The organism is Umezawaea sp., from assembly GCF_057122925.1.
The window spans coordinates 36856-56794 of the sequence record NZ_DBNGPQ010000097.1 but is presented as its reverse complement, the minus strand read 5'-3'; the positions used below and the strand labels follow the sequence as shown (position 1 = coordinate 56794).

General features: G+C 72.7%; 20 protein-coding genes. 9 read left to right on the top strand and 11 right to left on the bottom strand.

The window, feature by feature from the left end; all coding sequences use genetic code 11:
- Positions 1–1106: lycopene cyclase family protein (locus AC156L_RS22745; protein ID WP_484407241.1), on the top strand; the 1106-nt coding region annotated here is incomplete at its 5' end.
- 45 nt (positions 1107–1151) lie between these two features.
- Here AC156L_RS22745 and AC156L_RS22740 read toward each other — a convergent pair.
- The 4 genes from AC156L_RS22740 to AC156L_RS22725 all read right to left on the bottom strand — a co-directional run bounded on the left by AC156L_RS22740 (position 1152) and on the right by AC156L_RS22725 (position 3946).
- Positions 1152–1532 carry a hypothetical protein gene (locus tag AC156L_RS22740; protein WP_330880251.1) on the bottom strand — a complete coding sequence of 127 codons (381 nt, stop codon included), beginning with the start codon at positions 1530–1532 and terminating at the stop codon, positions 1152–1154.
- 98 nt (positions 1533–1630) lie between these two features.
- Positions 1631–2434, bottom strand: a complete 804-nt coding sequence (locus tag AC156L_RS22735) for an ABC transporter permease subunit (protein WP_330880249.1) — start codon at positions 2432–2434, stop codon at positions 1631–1633.
- Positions 2424–3326 (bottom strand): ABC transporter ATP-binding protein, encoded by a 903-nt coding sequence (locus AC156L_RS22730; RefSeq protein ID WP_330880247.1) that lies wholly within the window; start codon positions 3324–3326, stop codon positions 2424–2426. Before AC156L_RS22730 ends, AC156L_RS22735 begins: the two co-directional genes overlap by 11 nt.
- On the bottom strand, positions 3323–3946 hold the full coding sequence (locus tag AC156L_RS22725) for a hypothetical protein (protein ID WP_330880245.1): 624 nt from the start codon (positions 3944–3946) through the stop codon (positions 3323–3325). The genes AC156L_RS22730 and AC156L_RS22725 overlap by 4 nt, the downstream gene beginning before the upstream one ends.
- A 253-nt stretch (positions 3947–4199) precedes the next feature.
- Here AC156L_RS22725 and AC156L_RS22720 point away from each other — a divergent pair, with 253 nt between their 5' ends.
- Together AC156L_RS22720 and AC156L_RS22715 are read left to right on the top strand one after the other, a co-directional pair.
- On the top strand, positions 4200–5564 hold the full coding sequence (locus AC156L_RS22720; RefSeq protein WP_330880243.1) for an MBL fold metallo-hydrolase: 1365 nt from the start codon (positions 4200–4202) through the stop codon (positions 5562–5564).
- Positions 5565–5665: 101 nt separating this feature from the next.
- A complete protein-coding gene (locus tag AC156L_RS22715) occupies positions 5666–6268 on the top strand; it encodes a DUF21 domain-containing protein (protein WP_330880240.1) in 603 nt (200 codons plus the stop codon).
- A 197-nt stretch (positions 6269–6465) separates the two neighbouring features.
- Here AC156L_RS22715 and AC156L_RS22710 read toward each other — a convergent pair whose 3' ends face one another.
- Positions 6466–6843 (bottom strand): helix-turn-helix transcriptional regulator, encoded by a 378-nt coding sequence (locus tag AC156L_RS22710; RefSeq protein ID WP_330880238.1) that lies wholly within the window; start codon positions 6841–6843, stop codon positions 6466–6468.
- A 243-nt stretch (positions 6844–7086) separates the two neighbouring features.
- Between AC156L_RS22710 and AC156L_RS22705 the strand changes: the two genes are divergently transcribed.
- The gene (locus tag AC156L_RS22705) at positions 7087–8031 is read left to right on the top strand and encodes a TerC family protein (RefSeq protein ID WP_330880236.1); all 945 of its coding nucleotides are present in this window, start codon (positions 7087–7089) and stop codon (positions 8029–8031) included.
- Between the two features lie 389 nt (positions 8032–8420).
- On the opposite strand, the gene hypE is transcribed toward AC156L_RS22705, so the two are convergent.
- The 5 genes from hypE to AC156L_RS22680 form a co-directional block, all read right to left on the bottom strand.
- The gene (gene hypE, locus AC156L_RS22700; RefSeq protein ID WP_330880234.1) at positions 8421–9461 is read right to left on the bottom strand and encodes a hydrogenase expression/formation protein HypE; all 1041 of its coding nucleotides are present in this window, start codon (positions 9459–9461) and stop codon (positions 8421–8423) included.
- Positions 9458–10555 carry a hydrogenase formation protein HypD gene (hypD, locus tag AC156L_RS22695; protein ID WP_484407239.1) on the bottom strand — a complete coding sequence of 366 codons (1098 nt, stop codon included), beginning with the start codon at positions 10553–10555 and terminating at the stop codon, positions 9458–9460. The genes hypE and hypD overlap by 4 nt, the downstream gene beginning before the upstream one ends.
- Positions 10552–10797 (bottom strand): HypC/HybG/HupF family hydrogenase formation chaperone, encoded by a 246-nt coding sequence (locus AC156L_RS22690; protein ID WP_330880230.1) that lies wholly within the window; start codon positions 10795–10797, stop codon positions 10552–10554. Before AC156L_RS22690 ends, hypD begins: the two co-directional genes overlap by 4 nt.
- Positions 10798–10804: 7 nt before the next feature.
- Complete coding sequence (hypF, locus tag AC156L_RS22685; RefSeq protein WP_330880228.1) at positions 10805–13051, bottom strand: carbamoyltransferase HypF; 2247 nt, start codon at positions 13049–13051, stop codon at positions 10805–10807.
- Between the two features lie 123 nt (positions 13052–13174).
- Complete coding sequence (locus AC156L_RS22680; protein WP_330880226.1) at positions 13175–13627, bottom strand: universal stress protein; 453 nt, start codon at positions 13625–13627, stop codon at positions 13175–13177.
- Between the two features lie 162 nt (positions 13628–13789).
- On the opposite strand from AC156L_RS22680, the gene AC156L_RS22675 reads away from it, so the two are divergent.
- The 3 genes from AC156L_RS22675 to AC156L_RS22665 all read left to right on the top strand — a co-directional run bounded on the left by AC156L_RS22675 (position 13790) and on the right by AC156L_RS22665 (position 15808).
- Entirely contained in the window at positions 13790–14260 is a 471-nt protein-coding gene (locus AC156L_RS22675) for a universal stress protein (protein WP_330880224.1), read from the top strand.
- Between the two features lie 94 nt (positions 14261–14354).
- Positions 14355–14933, top strand: coding sequence for a CBS domain-containing protein (locus AC156L_RS22670; RefSeq protein WP_330880222.1), 579 nt, complete (start codon positions 14355–14357; stop codon positions 14931–14933).
- Positions 14930–15808: a universal stress protein gene (locus tag AC156L_RS22665; RefSeq protein WP_330880220.1), complete on the top strand. Its 879-nt coding sequence runs from the start codon at positions 14930–14932 to the stop codon at positions 15806–15808. Before AC156L_RS22670 ends, AC156L_RS22665 begins: the two co-directional genes overlap by 4 nt.
- Before the next feature lie 56 nt (positions 15809–15864).
- Here the strand turns inward: AC156L_RS22665 and AC156L_RS22660 are convergent, their stop codons facing one another.
- Positions 15865–16290 (bottom strand): universal stress protein, encoded by a 426-nt coding sequence (locus tag AC156L_RS22660; protein WP_330880218.1) that lies wholly within the window; start codon positions 16288–16290, stop codon positions 15865–15867.
- Positions 16291–16473: 183 nt separating this feature from the next.
- Between AC156L_RS22660 and AC156L_RS22655 the strand changes: the two genes are divergently transcribed.
- Both AC156L_RS22655 and AC156L_RS22650 read left to right on the top strand, forming a co-directional pair.
- Positions 16474–16986 (top strand): universal stress protein, encoded by a 513-nt coding sequence (locus tag AC156L_RS22655; RefSeq protein WP_330880216.1) that lies wholly within the window; start codon positions 16474–16476, stop codon positions 16984–16986.
- Positions 16987–17020: 34 nt separating this feature from the next.
- On the top strand, positions 17021–19657 hold the full coding sequence (locus AC156L_RS22650) for a bifunctional acetate--CoA ligase family protein/GNAT family N-acetyltransferase (RefSeq protein ID WP_330880214.1): 2637 nt from the start codon (positions 17021–17023) through the stop codon (positions 19655–19657).
- Positions 19658–19939: the final 282 nt, after the last annotated feature.

Genomic DNA, 19939 nt, shown 5'->3' with positions numbered 1-19939 from the left:
GCCTGAGCGGGCTGGCGCTCGCGGGCCACCTCGCCCTCGAACCCCGGTGGCACGGGCGGGTGGTGGTCGTCGACGACGGCCGCCGTCCGCTCGACACCGTCGCCTGGTCCTCGTGGGCCGACCGGCCCGGCCTGCTCGACGCCGCGGTGTCGAGCAGGTTCTACCGCGTCCGGGTGCACGCCGACGGCCGCACCCGCACCCTCCCGCTCGGCCGCTACCGGTACCTCGTGGTGCGGGGCACCGACCTGGCGCGCGTGGTCCGCGGGCTCGCGGAACCGCTGACGCACTTCGACTTCCGCCACGGTCACGTGGACGAGGTCGTCGAGCACGCCGGTCGGACCGGTGTGGTGGTCGACGGTGAGTTGGTCGAGGCGCGCTGGGTGTTCGACAGCGTGCTCGGCCCGCCGGACCCGCCCCCGGTGGACGCGCGCCTGGTGTTCCGGGGCCGACGGGTCCGCACCGAGCGGCCGGTGTTCGACCCGCGGACGCCGACGCTGTTCGACTTCCGCACGAGCCAGGCCGGTTGTGCCGCTTTCGTCTACGTGCTGCCGTTCTCGGCGACCGAGGCACTCGTCGAGCACACCGCTTTCGCGCCGCCGCACGGGCCGCTTCCCGGCGTCGACACCCAGCGCGCCGCGCTGGCGGACTACCTCGACGACGTGCTCGGCGCGGGCCCGTGCGCGGTGCTGCACGAGGAAGGGGCCGTCCTGCCGCTGTCGGCGGGCACGGCGTCGCGTCGCCGCGGTGACGTGCTGACCATCGGCGCACCGGCGGGCATGATCAAGGCGAGCACCGGCTACTCCTACCAGCGGGCGCAGCGCGACAGCGCCGCCGTCGTCCGGTCGCTGGTCGAGCACGGCCACCCGTTCGACCTGCCCGGCGAGAGCGCGAGGCACCGGCTGTTCGACGCCGCTCTGCTCGACGTGGTCACCCGCGAGCCGGGGGAACTGGAGCGGGCGTTCGCCGCGCTGTTCCGGGGTTCCTCGGCGGAACCGGCGCTGCGCTTCCTCGACGAGCGCAGTTCGTTCGCGCAGGAGAGCCGCCTGTTCGCCGCGATGCCCGTCGGGGTCTACCTGAAGGCGGTCGGCAGGCGGTTGCGGGCGTAGCGCGGCCGTGGTCGCGCGGGTGCGCGGCCACGGCCACGTGGTTCGTCAGGTGTGATCGGCCGTCGTGCCCATGTGACGACCCGCGGGCAGCACCTTCGTGTGGATCAGCGTTCCGAGCGCCCACGTGGCGACCATCAACCCGATGAACGTCGCCAGCAGTACCTCGTCCTCCGTCCACAGCGCGGCGATGCCCGTTCCGAGCGCGGCGATGCCGAGCACCAGCGCAACCCTCACGAACGTCCCGCGTGCCAACGCGGTCCGCCCGGTCAGCAGAGCTGCCGCGGCGCCGAGCACGATGCCGGTGGCGGCCATGCCACGGGGATCCTGGATGAAGGGCATGTCGCCCCTGATCAGGTAACCGAAGTAGGGAACCACGACCGCCGCGACGAGCACCGCGGCCAGGGTGTCCTTCCAGGTGAACCTCATCGTCTCCACCTCCTTTCCCGACAGCTCCAGCGTCGTCGTCGCGGACGGGAGGGTGAAGGGCCCAACGTCCTCGGAGTGGCGGCGTTGGGCCCGGTTCGTCACGGTGAGGCGAGGTCGCGGCGCTCGAACGCGAGCACGGCGAGCACGAGCAGGACCGCGGTCGCGCACAGCAGCACGACCGCGCCCACCCCGTTCGCGTTCCCGGACAGCGCGTCACCCACCGCGGCGTGGTGGAACGGCGACAGCACCCGCCACGGCCGCAGCCAGTCCGCGAGTTCGGCCAGCGTCTGCAGGAGGAACGCCGCCACCGCCGCACCGATCGGGATCGCGACGGCGAGTCCTCGGCGGCCGGTGAGCGCACCGACGAGCAGGGCCAGCGCGCCGAACGGCAGGGCGAGCAGCGCGGCGAGCAGGCTCGCGGTGACCAGGTCCGCGGGAGGAACGTCCAGACCGACCAGCGCGTTCGACGCGAGGAGCACCGCCGCGAGCGCCGCGGCGACCACCAGCAGGTCCACCAGCACGGCAAGGGCCTTGTCCAGCAGCAGTTCCCGCCGGGACACCGGGTTGACCGCCAGCAGGTCCATGGTGCCCGCCCGCTCCTCGCCCGCGGTGGACCGCCCGGCCTGACCGATGACGACCCCGAGCAGCACGAGCGGGGCCAGGAACCCGAACACCTCGGCCCGGATGTAGCCGACGCCACTCGTGAACGCGCCCTGCACGTCGAACATGGCCTTGAACGCCTCGGGGTAGGACGCCAGCAGCTGCTCGAAATCCCCGGCGGCCTGCTTCACGGTGGGGTAGACGGCCATCTGGAGGGCGACGCTCGCGACGAGCGCGGCGCCCCAGCCGATCGTCCCCGACCTGTTGTCCCGCAACGACTTGGTCACCAGGTCACGCGACATGGGATTCCCGCCTCTCCACGTAGTCCAGGAAGATCTCCTCCAGGTCCGGCTCCGCGCTCGTGACGTTCACCAGGCCCAGACCGGCGGCCGCGCGGACCAGGTCGCCGACGTCGCCCACCACGTGGCAGGCGACGGTGGCACCGTTCGACGTCACCTCCCGCACACCGGGGATCCGCTCGAACACCTCGGCGTCCACCGGCGCGGCGAACGTGAACGTCAACGCGCGCAACGCGGTGGCCTTCAGGTGGTCGACCCTGTCCACCACCACGAGCCTGCCGTCGAGCAGGATGCCCACCCGGTCTGCGACCTGTTCGACCTCCGACAGCACGTGCGAGGAGAACAGCACGGTCCCGCCCGCTGCGGCGTGCTCGCGGACGGCGGCGTGCAACTCGCGCTGTGCCAACGGGTCCAGTCCGCTCGCGGGCTCGTCCAGCACCAGCAGGTCCGGTTCGTGCTGGAATGCCTGCACCACGCCGAGCTTCTGCCGGTTGCCCTTCGACAGCTCTCCCGCCCGACGGCCGAGGTCGAGTTCGAGCCGCTCGGCGAGCCGCAGCGCGGCGGTCACGTCGCGGTGCCCCCTCAGCCCGGCCAGCAGCTTGAGCAGTTCGACGCCGGTCAGGTCGTCGTAGAGCGCGAGGTTCCCCGGCAGGTAGCCGACCCGGCGACGCGCTCCGACAGAGTGCGACGCGAGGTCCTGGCCGAAGAGCAGCACCCGGCCACGAGTCGGGCGGATGAGGTCGAGCAGCAGCCGCAGCGTGGTGGTCTTGCCCGCGCCGTTCGGGCCGAGCAGGCCGAACACCTCGCCTTCGCGCACCTCCAGGTCGAGGTCGCGCAGCGCGGAGGTGTGCCCGTACCGCTTGGTCAGCCGCTCGGTCCGCACGACGGGGGTCATCGCGGTCCGCCGTGCTCGGCGGTGTCGGCGATGGTCCGCAGCGTGGCGCGCTGGATCGCGCCGACGAAGGGCCTGACCAACCGCCAGTACCTGCGGAACCCCACCCAGGACAGCGGGTCGTCGAGGATCGTGCGCACCTCGTAGGTGACCAGCGAGCGCCTCGTGCCGTAGGGCAGCACGGACAGCGAACAGACGATCTTGCCGAAACCGGGTTCGGCGAAGTCGGTGAAGTCGCGCGGCTCGATCGGACGCCATTCGACCACCGGCTGCCAGAAACGGCCCACGGCACCGAAGGTGATCTCCTCGCCGGGCCGTTCGCCGAGCACGACCCAGTCGGACCCCGCGGTGAGGTCGTCCAACGTCATCCTGGTCGGGACGCGCACCGGACCGCGCTTGCGCGACCTCATCCGCTCGGGGATGGCGCGGATCAACAGCGACGCGTCGACCAGCGCGCCGTGGACCTCGGTGAAGTCCAGTTCGCGCACCGCGCGGTACGCCGTCTCCGGATCGGCGTCCACGACCCGGTGGCCGGCCAGGGCGAAGTCGGACCGGGGCGCGAAGCGGTCGATCAGCAGCTCCCGCGGGACGGTCGTCGGGTGCTCGGCGTAGATCTGGGACATGGCGGAGGACCTCCTCGTGTGGTGCGGAACGCGGCAGCGCGACGCGGCGTCGCCCGACCTGCCCCCACGGTCGCGCGCGCGGGTGCGGCCCGACAGAGCTGGGCGCAACCTCCACGGCGGGACCGAAGTCCCCGCACACCGGGGCCCGGCGCTGGTGGAGCAGCGCTCAGATCACGAGCACGGTGATCTGGCGAACTGGCCGACATCGAAGGGAACGACGGACGCGATGGCACATCACGGGAGAACGGCCGCGGTGACGTTCCTCGGCGGAACGGGCACGGTGACCGGCAGCAAGTTCCTGCTCGAATCGGGGAGGTCGCGGGTGCTCGTGGACTGCGGTCTCTTCCAGGGGCTCGCCCCGCTGCGGCGGCGCAACTGGCGGCCGCCGCCACTGGACCTGGGCGCACTCGACGCCGTCGTGCTGACCCACTCGCACCTCGACCACTGCGGCTACCTGCCGGTGCTGGTTCGCAACGGCTGGCACGGTCCGATCCACTGCACCCCCGGCACGGCGGACCTCGCGGCGATCGTCCTCGCCGACAGCGCCCACCTGATGGCGGAGGACGCCGCACAGGCCAACGCGGGCGGCTGGACCAAGCACCACCCCGCCCTGCCCCTCTACGGCGCGGACGACGCCGCGCGCACCACCCGGCTGTTCCGACCGGTGGACTTCGACGTGAGCCGGATCATCGCGGACGGCGTCGAGCTGGAACTCGGTCGCGGGGGCCACATCCTGGGGTCGGCGTGGGCCCACCTGGGCCTGTCGGGCCGCGATGTCGTGGTGAGCGGCGATCTCGGCCGGCCGGTGCACCGGGTGCTCCGGCCACCGCAGCCCCGGCCCGCGTGCGACGCGCTGCTGCTGGAGTCGACCTACGAGGACCGCACCCACGACGATGCGGCCGCGGCCACCCTGTTCGCCGACACGATCCGCCGCACGATCGGCCGCGGCGGTAGCGTGCTCATCCCGGCGTTCGCGGTGGACCGCACCGAGGTGATCCTCGTCGAGCTGGCCCGCCTGGTCCGCGAAGGCGACATTCCCGACGTGCCGGTCCTGGTGGACAGCCCGATGGCCTTGGCATCGCTGCGCGTCTACCGCCGGGCGGTAGACGCGGCGTGGCCCGAGGTCCGCCCCGAGCTGGTGGGCGCGGCCGACCCGTTCGATCCGGGCCACCTCGCCGAACTGCACACCGCCCAGCAGTCCATGACGGCCAACGAGCCGCGCACGCCGTCGATCGTCATCTCGGCGTCGGGCATGGCCACCGGCGGGCGGGTGCTGCACCACCTGGAGCGCGTGCTGCCCGAGGAGAAGCACACCGTGCTCGTGGTCGGCTACGCCGCTGCGGGCACCAGGGCACGCAGGCTCGTCGACGGCGCACGGGAGATCAAGATCCACGGCCGCTACGTCCCGGTGCGGGCCGAGGTGGTGGTGATCGACGCGTTCAGCGCACACGCCGTCGCCGACGAACTCGTCGACTGGGCCACGGCCGGACCACCGCCCACCACGACCTACCTCGTGCACGGCGAGCCCGCGGGGGCGACGGCGCTGGCGTACCGCCTTTCCGCGAAGCACGGGTGGACCGCGGTCGTGCCGGAGGACGGTGAACGCGTCCTGCTGTGAACTGGCCTTCGACCGCGGAGCCGTGCGCGCGGCCGTTCGCCGCCGAGGTTCGTGCACTGCTCGCCGTGCTCGGTCGCCGTGGTGCGCGAGACGGGGAGGCCGTGATCCGCGCCGTCTCGTCCGCGGCGGTCTCGACCTGTCCGGCGGGCCGGTGTAGCCGAAGATCGACCGGTGCGGTCGGGTACGGCTTCGACATCGTGCTGGTCGCGGCGCTGGCGTTGACCAACGCGGTGTTCGCGGGCGGCGAGATGGCGTTGATCTCGTTGCGCGAAGGGCAGTTGCGGGCGTTGGAGCGCGACGGCGGACGCGGTGCGCCCACGCTGGTGAGGCTTGCCCGCGACCCGAACCGTTTCCCGGCGACCATCCAGATCGGCATCGCGCTGGCGGGATTCCTCGCCTCGGCGACCGCCGCGGTGTCGCAGGCCCAACCACTGGTGCCGTTGCTGGGTTTCCTGGGAGGCGCGGCGAACGCGGTCGCCGTGGCGTTGGTGACGATCGTGCTGACGCTCCTGACCCTGGTGTTCGGGGAATTGGCGCCCAAGCGGCCGGCGATGCAGCACGCCCAGGGGCGGGCGCTGCTGGTCGTGCGTCCGCTGGATCTCCTGTCGACGATCTCCCGTCCAGTCGTGTGGACGTTGAGCGCGGGGACCAACGTGGTCGTGCGGGTGTTCGGTGGTACCCCGACGCGGGCGACGAGGACCTGAGCCCCGAGGAACCGCGGGATCTGGTCGCCACCCGGAGAGGTCCCAACCCCGAGCAGCGCTCCCGGCGGGAGCACGGCGATCCAGCCGCCGCGGCACAGCACGGTCTCGATGAGTTCGTCGACGGCGTCGGCGATGACCTCGGGGTCGTCGACGCCGTTCGAGAATGACGAACTGTGGTTCGCCTGTCAAGTGTGCGGTCAGGCGGTTCCCCGTGACGGCCGGACGGCGCGGGACGTTCGACGCGGCGGGCCGAGGGCGGTGATGAGGTCTCTGATGCTGTGGTGGGCTTCCAGCGGGTGGCGCAGGCGGCCCTCGGTGTTGACGCGGTATTGGTTGCGGCGGCCGACCTTGGTGCGCTCGACGTAGCCGTCCCGGATCAGGTCGGCCAGGATGAGCTGGACCCCGCGGCTGGTGATGCCCACCTGCTCGGCGATCGTCGACAGTGTCTGGTGCGGGTCCGCGGCCAGGCACAGCAGGACGTGGCCGTGGTTGCTCAGGAACGTCCACGACCCGCTCGCCGTCCCAGCGCGCGTCACGGCGGAGTCGTGGTCGGCGGAGGGATCGGTGGGCCTCATGGCGCAGACCATAGGCCATTCCTCCACGGTGCGTGCCGTGACATCGACGAACCGCGGTTCGTCTGTCTCGGGTTGACAGACGAACCGTGGTTCGTCATTCTGGTGGTGCGGAGGGGAGTACCCGCCTCATCCGGGATCGTCACTACGGAAGCCCCGTGCGGCTGCCCGGTCCCGGACGCCACCGCTGGACGTGGTGGTCGGGGAGACCTCTGGTTCATCCGAGTGGACCGGAGGTGCGTTGTCGTGGTTGTGCCGTTGTGGGCGTGGGCCGCAGTGCTCGGCGTGATCCTGGTGATGCTCGCGATCGACCTGTTCGCCCACCGCAGGGCGCACGTGGTCGGTGTGCGGGAAGCAGCCGTGTGGTCGGGCGTCTGGGTCGCGTTCGGCCTGGGGTTCGGCGCCGTCGTGTGGTGGGCGTGGGGCGGGGAGTTCGCCGCGCAGTACTTCGCGGGCTACGTCATCGAGAAGTCGCTGGCCGTGGACAACGTGTTCGTCTTCGCGATCATCTTCGGCTACTTCGCCGTGCCGCGGGAGTACCAGCACCGCGTGCTGTTCTACGGGGTGCTCGGCGCACTGGTGTTCCGAGCGGCGTTCATCGCCGCGGGCTCCGTCCTCATCGCGAGCTTCGCCTGGGTCCTGTACGTGTTCGGCGCGTTCCTCGTGGCCACCGGTGTCCGGATGGCACTCCACCGCGACGAGACCATCGACCCCGACCGCAGCGTGGTGCTGAAGCTGTTCCGCCGCGTGGTCCCGGTCACCGACACCTACCACGGCAACAAGTTCGTGATCCGGCGGGCGGGGCGTTGGGCGGCCACCCCGTTGCTGGCGGTGCTGGTGCTCGTGGAGGTCACCGACATCGTGTTCGCGGTCGACTCCATCCCGGCCGTCTTCGCCGTCACGCAGCAGGCGTTCCTGGTGTTCACCTCCAACGCGTTCGCGATCCTCGGCCTGCGCGCCCTGTACTTCCTGCTGGCCGACCTGATGCACCGCTTCGTCTACCTCGAGCTCGGCCTCGCGCTCGTGCTGGTGTGGGTGGGGGTCAAGATGCTGCTGCTCGACCTCTGCAAGATCCCGACCGGGCTGTCCCTGGCGGTGGTGGCCGCGACCCTCGCCATCGCGGTGACCACCAGCTGGATCCGCACTCGAACCGCGCCGGAGGCGCAGGCGTCCGGCGCGGAACGGGGATGATGCGAGCACCGCGGCGAATCCCGGCACACGCGCACCACCGGTGGCGGACGCGCCGACTACGACCACTGGCCGCTGTTCCTCGACAAGACCGTCGGCGTGACTGGGTGACCCTGTCGTCAGCGTGGTCCAGCTCGAGTGGTCGACGCCACACACGGGGTGGTGCTCCACGATCGCCCGGATGTCGTCGATGGACGGGTCGGGCGTGGCGGCGGCGGATGACGGCTCGGCCCCTGGCGGCCCCGGACGTTCCTGACCCGCTGGGACTCCCCGGCGAGCGCTACCAGGTGGTCCTCGCCCTGGTAGCGGGTTCGCAGGACCGGCACCCGCCGATGCCCGCCGGACGTGCGGCCCCGGACCTGAAGGGGCACCGCGGCCCGAGGCATTCCGCGTCAGCAGATCCGGGGGAGCTGTTCGCCCACCAGAACGTCCACGATGCGGGACGACCCGACCAGTGTGCGTGCGGTGACCCGGCCCGCGGGACCTTCCCGCACCTCGCCGAGCACCACGCTGTGCGCTCCTTCCGGACAGGCGCGCATCGCGTCCAGCACCGCGCCAGCCGACGCGGGCGCCACCAAGGCGACCAGACAGCCCTCGTTCGCCACGTGCAGGGGATCGAGGCCCAGCAGTTCGCACGCGGCGGCCACCTGCCTCGGCACCGGCAGCGCGGACTCGACGATCTCGATGGCCACCCCCGACGCCGTGGCGACCTCGTTCAGCGCGCTCGCCAGGCCGCCGCGCGTCGGGTCGCGCAGCACGTGCACGTCGCCGCCGCCCGCTCGCACCATCGCGGCGACCAGGTCGTGCAGGGCACGGCTGTCCGACTCGATCCCCGACTCGAAGCCGAGTCCTTCGCGTGCGCTGAGGATCGCGGTGCCGTGCAGGCCGATCGGACCGGACAGCAGCACCACGTCGCCCGCCACTCCGTTCGCGGCCGACGGCCGCGCGCTCGGCAGCCGGGTGCCGATCCCGGTGGTCGTGACGTACAGGCCGTCGGCGGCGCCGCGGCCGACGACCTTCGTGTCGCCGGTGACGACCCGGACGCCCGCGGCGTGCGCGGCGCGGGCGACCGACCGGGTGACCGCGCGCAGCTCGGCGAGGGGCAGCCCTTCCTCGACGAGGTAGGCCAGGCTCAGCGCGACCGGCCGCGCGCCGCGCATGGCCAGGTCGTTGACGGTGCCGTGCACCGCGAGCGAGCCGATGTCGCCGCCGGGGAAGAACCTCGGGGTCACCACGAACCCGTCCGTGCTGAACACCACCTCCGCGCCGTCCACCGCGACCACCGCCGCGTCCTCGAGCGGGCCCGTCACCCCGAGTTCGGTGTTCACCACCTCGTCCAGCAGTTCGGCCATCAGCTGCCCGCCCGAGCCGTGGCCGAGCAGCACGCGCTCGGTCTCCACCGCGGGCACGGGGCACACCGGTTCCCCGGTCATCGCGCCACCAGCCCCCGCCCCGCGTTGTGGAAGGCCGCACAGGTGCCCTCGCTGGACACCATCGGCGCCCCCAGCGGCGTTCGGGGTGTGCACGCTCGCCCGTAGGCGGGGCACTCGGTCGGCAGGCGGGTGCCCCGCAGGATCTCGCCCGCGACGCACACCGGTGGCTCACGGGTCACCACCCCCGCCGTGTCGAACCTCGCCTCGGCGTCGTGAGCGCTGAACTCGGGTGCCAGCGCGAGGCCGCTGGCGGCGATCGGCCCGATGCCCCGCCACGTCCGGTCCGTCACCCGGAACACCCGCCCGACCGCGTCCCTTGCGGCGGTGTTGCCCTGGCGGCGCACCGCGCGGACGTACTGGTTCTCCACGACGGAACGGCCCGCCTCCAGCTGCCGCACCGCCATCAGCAGGCCCTCCAGCAGGTCCAGCGGCTCGAACCCGGTCACCACGATCGGCACGCCGTAGCGGGCCGCGATCGGCTCGTACTCGGTCCACCCCATGACCGCGCACACGTGGCCCGCGGCGAGGAAGGCCCGCACCTGGTTGTCCGGGTCGTCGAGCAGCGCGGTCATCGCGGGCGGCACCAGCACGTGGCTCACCAGCACGCTGAAGTTCGCCGTCCCGGTGTTCGCCGCGTGCAGCACGGCCATCGCGTTCGCGGGCGCCGTCGTCTCGAACCCGACCGCCAGGAACACCACCTCGCGGTCCGGGTTCTCCCGCGCGACGCGCACCGCGTCCAGCGGCGTGTACACCACCCGCACGTCCGCTCCGCGCGCCTTGAGCCCGAGCAGGTCGCCCGAGGTGCCCGGCACCCGCAGCATGTCGCCGTAGCTGGTGAACACCACGCCGGGACGGGCGGCGATGGCGAGGGCCTTGTCGATGGTCTCCAGCGGTGTCACGCACACCGGGCACCCCGGCCCGTGGACCATCCTCATCCCGGCGGGCAGCAACTCGTCGATGCCCTGGCGGACGATGGTGTGCGTCTGCCCGCCGCACACCTCCATCACCGTCCACGGCCGGGTCGCGGTGGCCCGCAGCTCGGCGAGCAGCCTGCCCGCCAGCACAGGATCGCGGTACTCGTCGAGGTGCTTCACGGTCCCAGCTCCGATTCGACCGCGTCCGGCATCGCCCGCAGCACCGCGAGGGTCCTCGCGGCCTCGTCCTCGTCCACGACGCTGATGGCGAACCCGACGTGCACGATCACGAAGTCGTCGACGTCGGCCCCCGGCGTGTAGGCCAGGCAGACGGCTCTGCGCACGCCGTCGAAGTCCACCGTCCCGACGCGCAGCCCGTCGTCGGTGACGCTCACGATCCGTCCGGGGATGCCGAGGCACACGGTTCCCTCACCTCCCCGCCAGCCGAGCCGCCGCCACCGCGGCCTGCCCGTAGGCGATGCCGCCGTCGTTGACCGGCACCCGTTCGCCCACGTGCACCTCGTAGCCCAGTGCGTCCAGGCCGCGGACCACCGCGTCGGTGAGCCTCCGGTTCTGGAACACACCGCCGCCCAGGCACACCGTGTGCACACCCGTCGCGTCCGAGACCTTCTCCACCAAGGCCGCGGTGACCTCGGCGACCGTGGTGTGGAAGCGGGCGGCCAGCACCCCCGGCGGGCCACCCGCCGTCAGCAGGTCGGCCAACGTCGGCACCGGGTCGTACACCCACAGGTCGTCCCGCCGGTGCAGCGCCCACTCCAGTGCCTTCCCGTCGGGGTGCCCGGTCGCGGCGGCCTCCAGCAGCACCGCCGCCTCGCCCTCGTAGGAGTTGTCCTGGCACAGCCCCAGCGCCGACGCCGCCGCGTCGAACAGCCTTCCCGCACTGGAGGCGAGCGGGCTGTTGACCCGGCGCGCGATCATGCGCCGGACGATCTCGCGGTCGCGCTGCTCGGGCAGGAGGTCCAGGGGAGGCGCGGGAGCGCCGAAGTCCTCCGCTCCCAACAGGTAGCCCAGCGCCATCCGGGACGGGTGGCGCACCGCCGCCGCGCCACCGGGCAGCGGGGCCCGCCCGAAGCGGGCCATCCGCCGGAACCCCCGGTAGGTCGCGAGCAGCACCTCACCGCCCCACAGCGTCCCGTCGTCGCCGAAACCGAGGCCGTCGTAGGCCACGCCGAGAAAACGTCCGCGCACACCGTGCTCCGCGGCCGTCGCGGCGACGTGCGCGTGGTGGTGCTGCACGGGCACGCGCCGTTCCCGCGGCCAGTGCCGTGCCGCGTGCCTGGTCGACAGGTAGCCGGGGTGCTGGTCGTGCGCGCAGAACCCCGGTTCGACGTCGTACCACCGGCACAGGGCCTCCGCGGTGCGCTCGAACGCGGCGTAGGTCTCCGCGTCCTCCAGATCACCAGTGTGGGGGCCCAGCACGGCGCGACCGCCGATCGCGAGTGCTGTGGTGTGCTTGAGCTGCGCGCCGAGGGCGAGCAGGGGAACAGGTGCCGCGGAAGGCAGCGGCAGCGTGCCGGGTGCGTGGCCCCGCGCCCTGCGCACCAGCCGTCCCGCGCGCACCACCGAATCGTCGTGGCGCAGCACGATCGCCCGGTCGTGGGACAGGACGCCGTCCACCAGCGGTCCCAGCGTCCTCAACGCTCGCCGATCGGACGTCACGATCGGTTCACCACCGACGTTCCCGCTGGTGACCACCAGTGGTCGCCCCAGGTCGGCCAGCAGCAGGTGGTGCAGCGGGCTGGTCGGCAGGAACACCCCCACCTCGGGGAGTCCGGGGGCCACGGCCGCGGACAGCGGCGCGCCGGGCAGCCGGGGGAGCAGCACGATCGGCGCCGCCGCGGAGCAGAGCGCCCGTTCGTCGGCAGAGGTCACCGCCGACAGCCTCCGGGCGTCGTCGAGACCGGCCACCATGACCGCGAAGGGCTTGCTGGGACGCTGTTTCACGGTCCTCAGCCGGTGCACGGCGACCTCGTCGTCGGCGTCGCACACCAGTTGGTAGCCGCCGATCCCCTTGATCGCGACGACCCCGCCGCTCGCGACCACCTCCACGGCCGCGGTCAGTGCGGCCGCGCGGACCGCGCCGTCGTGCCAGCGCAGGTGCGGGCCGCAGTCGGGGCACGCGACGGGCTCGGCGTGGAAGCGGCGGTCGTCGGGGTCCCGGTACTCCGCCGCGCACTCGTCGCACACCGGGAAGTCGCGCATCGCGGTGCGGGACCGGTCGTAGGGCAGCGATTCGACGATCGTCGCCCTCGGTCCGCACTCGGCGCAGTTGGTGAAGGGGTAGCGGTAGCGGCGGTCGTCGGGGTCGAACAGCTCGGCGACGCACGCGGCGCAGGACACCAGGTCCGGCGGCACGTCGCGCGGACCGGAGCCGAATCCGCTCTCCCGCACCACGAACCGGTCCGCCGCGGTGTTCCCGCGCAACGCGGTGACGGTGATCCCGTCGATCCTGGCGTGTCGGGGCGCGTCGTCGCGCACGGTCCGCTGGAAGTCGGCGAGCACCTCGTGCGAACCGGTCGCGGTGATCACCACGTGGCCGCCGACGTTCCGCACGTCACCGCGGATGCCCAGTGTGGTGGCGACCCGGAAGACGTGAGGTCGGAAGCCGACACCCTGCACCGTGCCGTGCACCTCGATGCGGTGCGTCTCGGTCACCGGGTCTCCCTCCCACGCGGTGGAACCCGACCGTGGCACAGCCGGCTCGGGTGTTTGAGTGCCAGAGGTCCCCGAACACCAGGGACTGTCGGCACCCGTGCCCGGGAGGTGTGCGTGACGGGATCAGTCGACGGCGGCAGGAGGGATGACCACCACGGGGCAGGCGGCGTGCCGCACGCAGTGCGCCGTCACACTGCCGGGGAACACGTCCGCGATCCGGTTGTGCCCCTTGGCGCCGAGCACCAGCAGGTCGGCCCGCCGCGACGCCTGCACCAGTGCGACGGTCGGGTCGCTGGCCACGACGATCTCCGCGACCTCGGGCGCGCCCGGTACCCCGGCCGTGACCTCGGTGACCACGTCGTGCAGCTGCCGGTCCGCCGGGCGGCGGCGTTCTGCTTCGGGCTTGTAGGCGTACGGGTAGACGCCCAGCGACGTCGCGGGCACGAACGCCGGTTCGCGGACGGCCGCCACCACCGCCTCCACCGTGTTGTCGCCTTGTGCGATGGCCCACCGCAGGGCGCTCTTGCTCGCCGCGGAGCCGTCCACGCCCACGACGATGACTTTTCTGTGCGACACCGGAATTCTCCTCTCGGCCCCCACCACGAAGGCTCCTCCGGTGGCCGAGCGGCGGCGAGGGTATTCCGGTCCCCGTGCCGTGGACCTTCGGACCTGTTCCGCGGCCACGTCCGATCCCAGGCTGGAACCGACACAGCGGATTCGGACGAGTCGGGAGTGGTGATGGACGAGCAGAAGGTGATCGTCGTCGGTGTGGACGGGTCCGAGGCGGCGCAGCACGCGCTGGACTGGGCGCTGGACGAGGCACGGATCCGCGGGTGCGCCGTGCGCGCCGTGCGGGTGTGGAACTTCGAGCCGATGTCCGACTGGGTGCCGACGACCCTTCAAGAGGTGCGGGCGAGCGCCGTGGAGGCGCTCGCCGAGTCGGTGCGGACGGCCGTGGCGGGCCGGTCGGAGGCGCCCCCGGTCGAACAGGTCACCACCGAGGGTGACGCCGCCACCGAACTGGTTCGCGCGGCGCACGACGCGGCGCTGCTGGTCGTCGCGGGACACCGCGGTGAACGGCTCCGCAAGGTGGTGCTCGGCTCGGTCAGCTCGGCCTGCGTCCGGAAGTCCCACGTGCCCGTCGTCGTGCTGCCGCCGAAGCTCGACCTGACCGCCGACGTCGAGGACGCCGAGAAAGCGTGGGCATGACCGTCGGACCCCGCGTTCTCGGGACCAAGGACCACGTCGCGGGGCAGGTCGTCCTCCTAGCTTGGGAAGTGGAATCCCGAGGAGGAGGAACACCATGCGCGCCCAGGACATCATGACCCGTCCGGCGGTGACCGTGACACCCGACGTGCCGATCCGCGAAGCGGCGGCCCTGCTGGTGTCGCACGGGTTCACCGCGCTGCCCGTGGTCGACGCGGACCAGCGCATGGTCGGCATCGTGACGGAGGCCGACCTGCTGCACAGCCGCTACGACACCCGGTCCGAGTCGCCCAGCGCCCCGGTCCAGCAGGTGATGACCTCGCCCGCCTTCGGCATGGGAGCGGGGTCGTCCGTGGAACTGCTCGCCAGGGTCATGCTCGACGACCGCGTGCGGTGCCTGCCGATCATCGAGACCTCGCGGGTGGTCGGCGTGGTGACGCGGCGCGACCTGGTCCGCGCGCTGGCCAGGACCGACACCGCCATCGCCGCGGACGTGCGCCGCAGGCTGGATATCTACGGCGGACCGCGCGAGTGGTCCGTGGACGTTCACGACGGTGCCGTGACCATCAGCGCGGAATTCGTCGACACCGAGTCCGCACGGGTCGTCACCGCGCTGGCAGAAGGAGTGCTGGGCGTCGCGACCGCGACCGTCCGCACCGGAAGGGACTCGTCATGACCACAACACCCGCACCCATCGTCGCTGGCGTCGACGGGTCGAGTTCCGCGCTTGACGCCGTGGAGTGGGCGGCACGGGAGTGCGCGCGGCACCGGGTGCCGCTGCGCCTGGTGCACGCCCTGCTGATCCCCGTTCAGGGCTATCCCGAACTCCTGATCAGCGCGCACGAGGCGCGCCAGGCCATGGAAGGCCAGGCTGAGGCCTGGCTCGCCGAGGCGGAGAAGGCCGCGCGCGCCGCCGCGCCGACCGTCGACGTCGAGGCCGTGCGGTTGAGCGGGGCGGTGGTGCCGGTGCTCGTCGAGGAGTCCCGCGAGGCCCGGATGGTCGTGCTGGGCTCGCAGGGGCTCGGTGGTTTCACCGGCCTGCTGGTCGGTTCGACGGCGGTGGGGCTGTCGGCTCACGGCCTCTGTCCGGTCGTGGTGGTCCGCGGCGACCCGGGCCCTGACGCCCCGGTGGTCGTCGGCGTGGACGGGTCTCCCGCGAGCGAGGCGGCGATCGGGTTCGCCTTCGAGGCCGCGTCGACGCGTGGTGCGCCGCTGACGGCGGTGATGACGTGGACCGACTTCCTGGTGGACAGCCCGTACAACGAGGCGCGGCTGGCGATCGACTGGGAGCGGGTGGAGGAGGCCGAGCGCAGGCTGCTCGCCCAGCGGATGGCCGGGTGGCAGGAGAAGTACCCCGACGTGCGCGTGAACCGCCTCGTGCTGCGGGACCGTCCGGTCCGCGCACTGCTGAAGCTGGCCGAGGACGCGCAGCTCCTCGTCGTCGGCAGCCGTGGACACGGCGGGTTCACCGGGATGCTGCTGGGTTCCACCAGCCAGGCTCTGGTCTACCACGCCCCGTGCCCGCTCGCCGTGGTGCGCCCGACGTCCTAGAGCACCGGAACGGGCCGCGTCCCCCTTGCTGGGCGAGGGGACGCGGCCCGTTCGCGTCAGAGCGCCATGCCGGGTGGGATCACCACGACCGGGCACGCGGAGTGCCGCACGCAGTCTGAGGCGACGCTGCCCATCACCAGGTCGACCAGCGGTCCGCCTCCCCGCGTGCCGACCACCAGCAGGTCCGCCTGCCGCGACGCGCCGACCAGTACGGACGAGGGATCGCCGACGACCGTCACCTCGGCCACCTCAGGTGCGCCGGGGACCTCGGCGCGGACCTCCTCGACCACCTGGTGCAGGTCCCGCGCCGGGTGCTTGCGCACGGGCGGCCCGCCACCGGTCGCCACGGCCGGTTCGCGCTGCCAGGCCGTCGTCGCCTCGACGAACGCGCCGGTGCGGGTCGCCTCCCCGAGCGCCCAGCGCAGCGCTGTCCTGCTGGCGGGTGATCCGTCCACGCCGACCACGATCACGGATGACGTCATGCCGAACCTCCTGGGGTTGCCGAGCTCCTGGTTCAAGGCTGCTCCCCGGTCGCACCGCTCGGCAGTGGCGAACGCGCCGGCCCATCCAGTGACGAAGGTCCCGGCCACGCGGGACCGCCGCCACTGACCCGGTTCCGAGCCGAACGGCGAAGCTCGGTGGAACCAGCACAGGAGGAGCGGACCATGACGAACATCGATCCCCGGCCCATCGTGGTGGGCGTGGACGGGTCCCCGGCGAGCCGGGCGGCGCTGGCGTGGGCGGCGGAGGAGGCCGAGCGGCGCGGCTGCGCCGTCGAGGCGATCACCGGCGAGCACCGGGACTTCGGCATGGCGGTCGGCGCCGTGCCGATCGACATGGTGCTCGGGCTGCTGCCCGAGGAGTTGCGCGCCGCACAACAGAAGGTGCTCGACGACGCGATCGCCGGGGTGACGTCCTCCGCGGAGATCCGCACCGCCCCGGCCACCGAGGAGGCGAAGTTCGCCCTGACCAAGGCCTCCGAGCACGCCTCCTTGCTGGTCGTCGGCAGGAGGGGCCTCGGCGCGGCGATGGCGACGCTGCTGGGCTCGGTGAGCCTGTACTGCGTGCACCACGCGTCCTGCCCGGTCGTCGTGATCAACGACCCCGCCGCCGCGGAGCCGGTGCCGGAGCCCTCGCTGCGCTCCACCGAGCCGATCACGCCCGGACCCCTCTGCTGACCACGCTCGACCACGATGCCGAGAAAGGCTCGTCATGGCCGTGAACCTCGAACCCGACCGCGCCCTGCTCACCGACGGCACAGTGGTGGCGGTGCGCGAACTGGGGGCGGGCGACGCCGGTGCGCTGCTGGAGCTGCACGAGTCGCTGCCGCTGGAGGACCGCTACCTCAGGTTCTTCTCGACCTCGCCCCGGCAGGTGGAGGACTTCGTCAGCCGGGTGATGACGCCTGACGACCCCAGGCACGTCACGGTCGGCGCCTTCCGCGACGGCAGGCTGCTCGGCGCGGCGAGCTGCATCGTGCTGGACGAGCCGTCCGAGGCGGAGGTGGCGCTGGTCGTCACGCACGCCGAGCAGACGCACGGCGTCGGCACGCTGCTGCTCGAACGCCTCAGCTCGCTGGCGGTCCGCCGGGGGGTGCGGCGCTTCGTCGCCGACGTCATGACCATCAACTCCCGGATGTTGCACGTCTTCACCGACATGGGTCTGGTGTGGACGGTCACAGCCGACCGCGACGTCGTGCACGTCGACCTCGGCCTGGAACCGGTCGAGGCGTACCTCGACGCGGTCGCCGACCGGGAGCTGACCGCGGACGTCAACAGCCTGCGCGCGGTGCTCGAACCGACGTCGATCGTCGTCATCGGCGCGAGCCGCGAGGAGAGCGGCGTCGGCAACGCCGTGCTGCGCAACCTGGTGTCGGGCGACTTCACCGGCGACCTCTACGCGGTCAACCCGCACGCCACCTCGATCGCGGGTGTGTCCTGCTACGGCTCGGTCGCCGAGGTGCCCGACGTGCCCGAACTGGCGGTGCTGTGCGTCCCCGCCGCGCAGGTTCCCGCGGTCGCCGAGCAATGCGGACGTCGAGGCGTCAAGGCACTGGTCGTCATCACCGCGGGCGTCACCGAACACCCGGAACTGGCGAACGGGCTCGCGGCGGCGGTCCGCGAGCACGGGATGCGGATCGTCGGGCCCAACTGCCTCGGCGGCTCCACCGGTGAACCCGGTGTGCGGATGGACGCCACGTTCGCCCGGAACAAGACCACCGCGGGCGACATCGGCGTGGTGACCCAGTCCGGCGGGATCGCGATCGCCGTGGTCGAACGCCTGCGCCGCATCGGGCTCGGCACGTCCAACCTGGTGTCCACCGGCGACAAGTACGACGTGAGCGGCAACGACCTGCTGCTGTGGTGGGAACGCGACGAGCAGACCCGTGCGGTCGTGCTGTACCTGGAGTCCTTCGGCAACCCGCGCAAGTTCTCCCGGCTGGCCCGCCGGGTCGCCCGGCGCAAGCCGGTGCTGGCGATCCGGTCGGCCAGTTCCGCGGCGGGGCAGCGCGCCGCCGCGTCGCACACCGCGGCGACCGCCACCCCCACGGTCACCCGCGACGCGTTGTTCCGCCAAGCCGGGATCACCGCCGTGGACGGCGTGTCCGAACTGGTGGACGTGCTCGCGGCCCTGCACACCCAGCCGCTGCCCGCCGGTCGCGCGGTGGCCGTGCTGAGCAACGCGGGCGGACTCGGCGTGCTGGCGGCCGACGCGTGCGTGCACAACGGCCTCGACGTGGCCGAGCTGTCACCCGCCACGGTGGCCGCGCTCCACGCGCTGCTGCCCGCCACCGCCAGCGTGCACAACCCCGTCGACACCACCGCGGTCGTGGACGAGCAGACCTTCGCCCGGTGCCTCGACGTCATGGCAGCCGATCCCCGTGTGCACGCCGTCATCGCCGTCACGGTCCCCACCGCGCTCGGCGACCCGGCGGCCGGTGTCCACCCCGTGCCCGGTGGCAAGCCCGTCCTCGCGGTCGACGCCGGGCAGGACGAGGCGGTGCGGTCCGGCGCGGCGCCCAGCTACACCGATCCCGCCCAGGCCGCCGCCGTGCTCGCGAAGCTGGCCGAGCGCGCGGAATGGCTGGCGCGCCCGCCCACCGGAGGCGATGAACTCGACGGGATCAACCCGGCCAAGGCCCGGTCGGTCGTGACCGACCACCTCGCCGACGAACCCGACGGCGGATGGCTCGGCCCGGACCAGGTCGTCGAACTGCTGGGCGCGTTCGGGCTGCCTGTCCTCGGCGGGATCGTCGTGGCGACGGCCGAGGCCGCGGCCTCGGCGCAGCGCGGGTTCGGCTGCCCCGTCGTGCTCAAGGCCATCGCTGCGGACCTGCTGCACAAGAGCAGGGGCGGCGGTGTCGTGCTCGACCTGGACGCACCGGACGCCGCGGCGGAGGCGTACGACCGGTTCCGGACGTCGTTCGGCGACCGGCTGGGCGGTGCCTTCGTGCAGCCGATGGCGGGCCGTGGCCGGGAACTGCTCGTGGGCGTGGTCAACGACCAGCAGTTCGGCCCGCTCGTGGTGACCGGGCTCGGCGGTGTCGACACCGACCTCCTCGACGACCGCGCCGCCGCGCTCGCCCCGCTGTCCGACGCCGCCGCCGATGACCTGCTGCACGGGTTCCGCGCCGCCGGAGGGGTGTTCCGCGACGTGGCGGAGGCCCCGGTGCGCGACGTGCTGCTGCGGGTGGCGAAGCTGGCCGATCTCCTACCCGAGGTGGTCGAACTGGACCTCAACCCGGTGATCGCCACCGCTGAGCGCTGCCAGGTCGTGGACGCGCGGGTGCGTGTGGTGCCCGCGCCGCCGGTGGACCCGTTCCTGCGCGGCCTGCGCGCGAAGGGCTAAGGACTGACCATTCCCCCCCACCACCGCCGAACACGTGCACACCGCCGTTCACCACGGGATGCCGCCGCACGAGCACGCTCGCGCGGCGGCATCCCGTTCATGTCGACCGTCCTGCTCGGGGCGTAGTTCGGCGTGCTCCACTGGTGGCTCGCCTCCGACACCTCGCCGGACAAGTGGCGGGAGCGCGCAACAGCCCGTCGGCGGGAAGTGCCCGACCGGAATGAGGAGACGTCGGATCCGCGCAACCCTGGGGGGATGGCGCGGATCCGGCGTGCGTCGAGA

What these genes read in the sequence shown, in the direction of transcription:
- AC156L_RS22740 (WP_330880251.1), bottom strand. Translation starts at nt 1,532, where the DNA reads ATGAGGTTCACCTGGAAGGACACCCTGGCCGCGGTGCTCGTCGCGGCG.
- AC156L_RS22735 (WP_330880249.1), bottom strand. Translation starts at nt 2,434, where the DNA reads ATGTCGCGTGACCTGGTGACCAAGTCGTTGCGGGACAACAGGTCGGGG.
- AC156L_RS22730 (WP_330880247.1), bottom strand. Translation starts at nt 3,326, where the DNA reads ATGACCCCCGTCGTGCGGACCGAGCGGCTGACCAAGCGGTACGGGCAC.
- AC156L_RS22725 (WP_330880245.1), bottom strand. Translation starts at nt 3,946, where the DNA reads ATGTCCCAGATCTACGCCGAGCACCCGACGACCGTCCCGCGGGAGCTG.
- AC156L_RS22710 (WP_330880238.1), bottom strand. Translation starts at nt 6,843, where the DNA reads ATGAGGCCCACCGATCCCTCCGCCGACCACGACTCCGCCGTGACGCGC.
- hypE (WP_330880234.1), bottom strand. Translation starts at nt 9,461, where the DNA reads ATGACCGGGGAACCGGTGTGCCCCGTGCCCGCGGTGGAGACCGAGCGC.
- AC156L_RS22675 (WP_330880224.1), top strand. Translation starts at nt 13,790, where the DNA reads ATGGACGAGCAGAAGGTGATCGTCGTCGGTGTGGACGGGTCCGAGGCG.
- AC156L_RS22670 (WP_330880222.1), top strand. Translation starts at nt 14,355, where the DNA reads ATGCGCGCCCAGGACATCATGACCCGTCCGGCGGTGACCGTGACACCC.
- AC156L_RS22665 (WP_330880220.1), top strand. Translation starts at nt 14,930, where the DNA reads ATGACCACAACACCCGCACCCATCGTCGCTGGCGTCGACGGGTCGAGT.
- AC156L_RS22660 (WP_330880218.1), bottom strand. Translation starts at nt 16,290, where the DNA reads ATGACGTCATCCGTGATCGTGGTCGGCGTGGACGGATCACCCGCCAGC.
- AC156L_RS22655 (WP_330880216.1), top strand. Translation starts at nt 16,474, where the DNA reads ATGACGAACATCGATCCCCGGCCCATCGTGGTGGGCGTGGACGGGTCC.
- AC156L_RS22650 (WP_330880214.1), top strand. Translation starts at nt 17,021, where the DNA reads ATGGCCGTGAACCTCGAACCCGACCGCGCCCTGCTCACCGACGGCACA.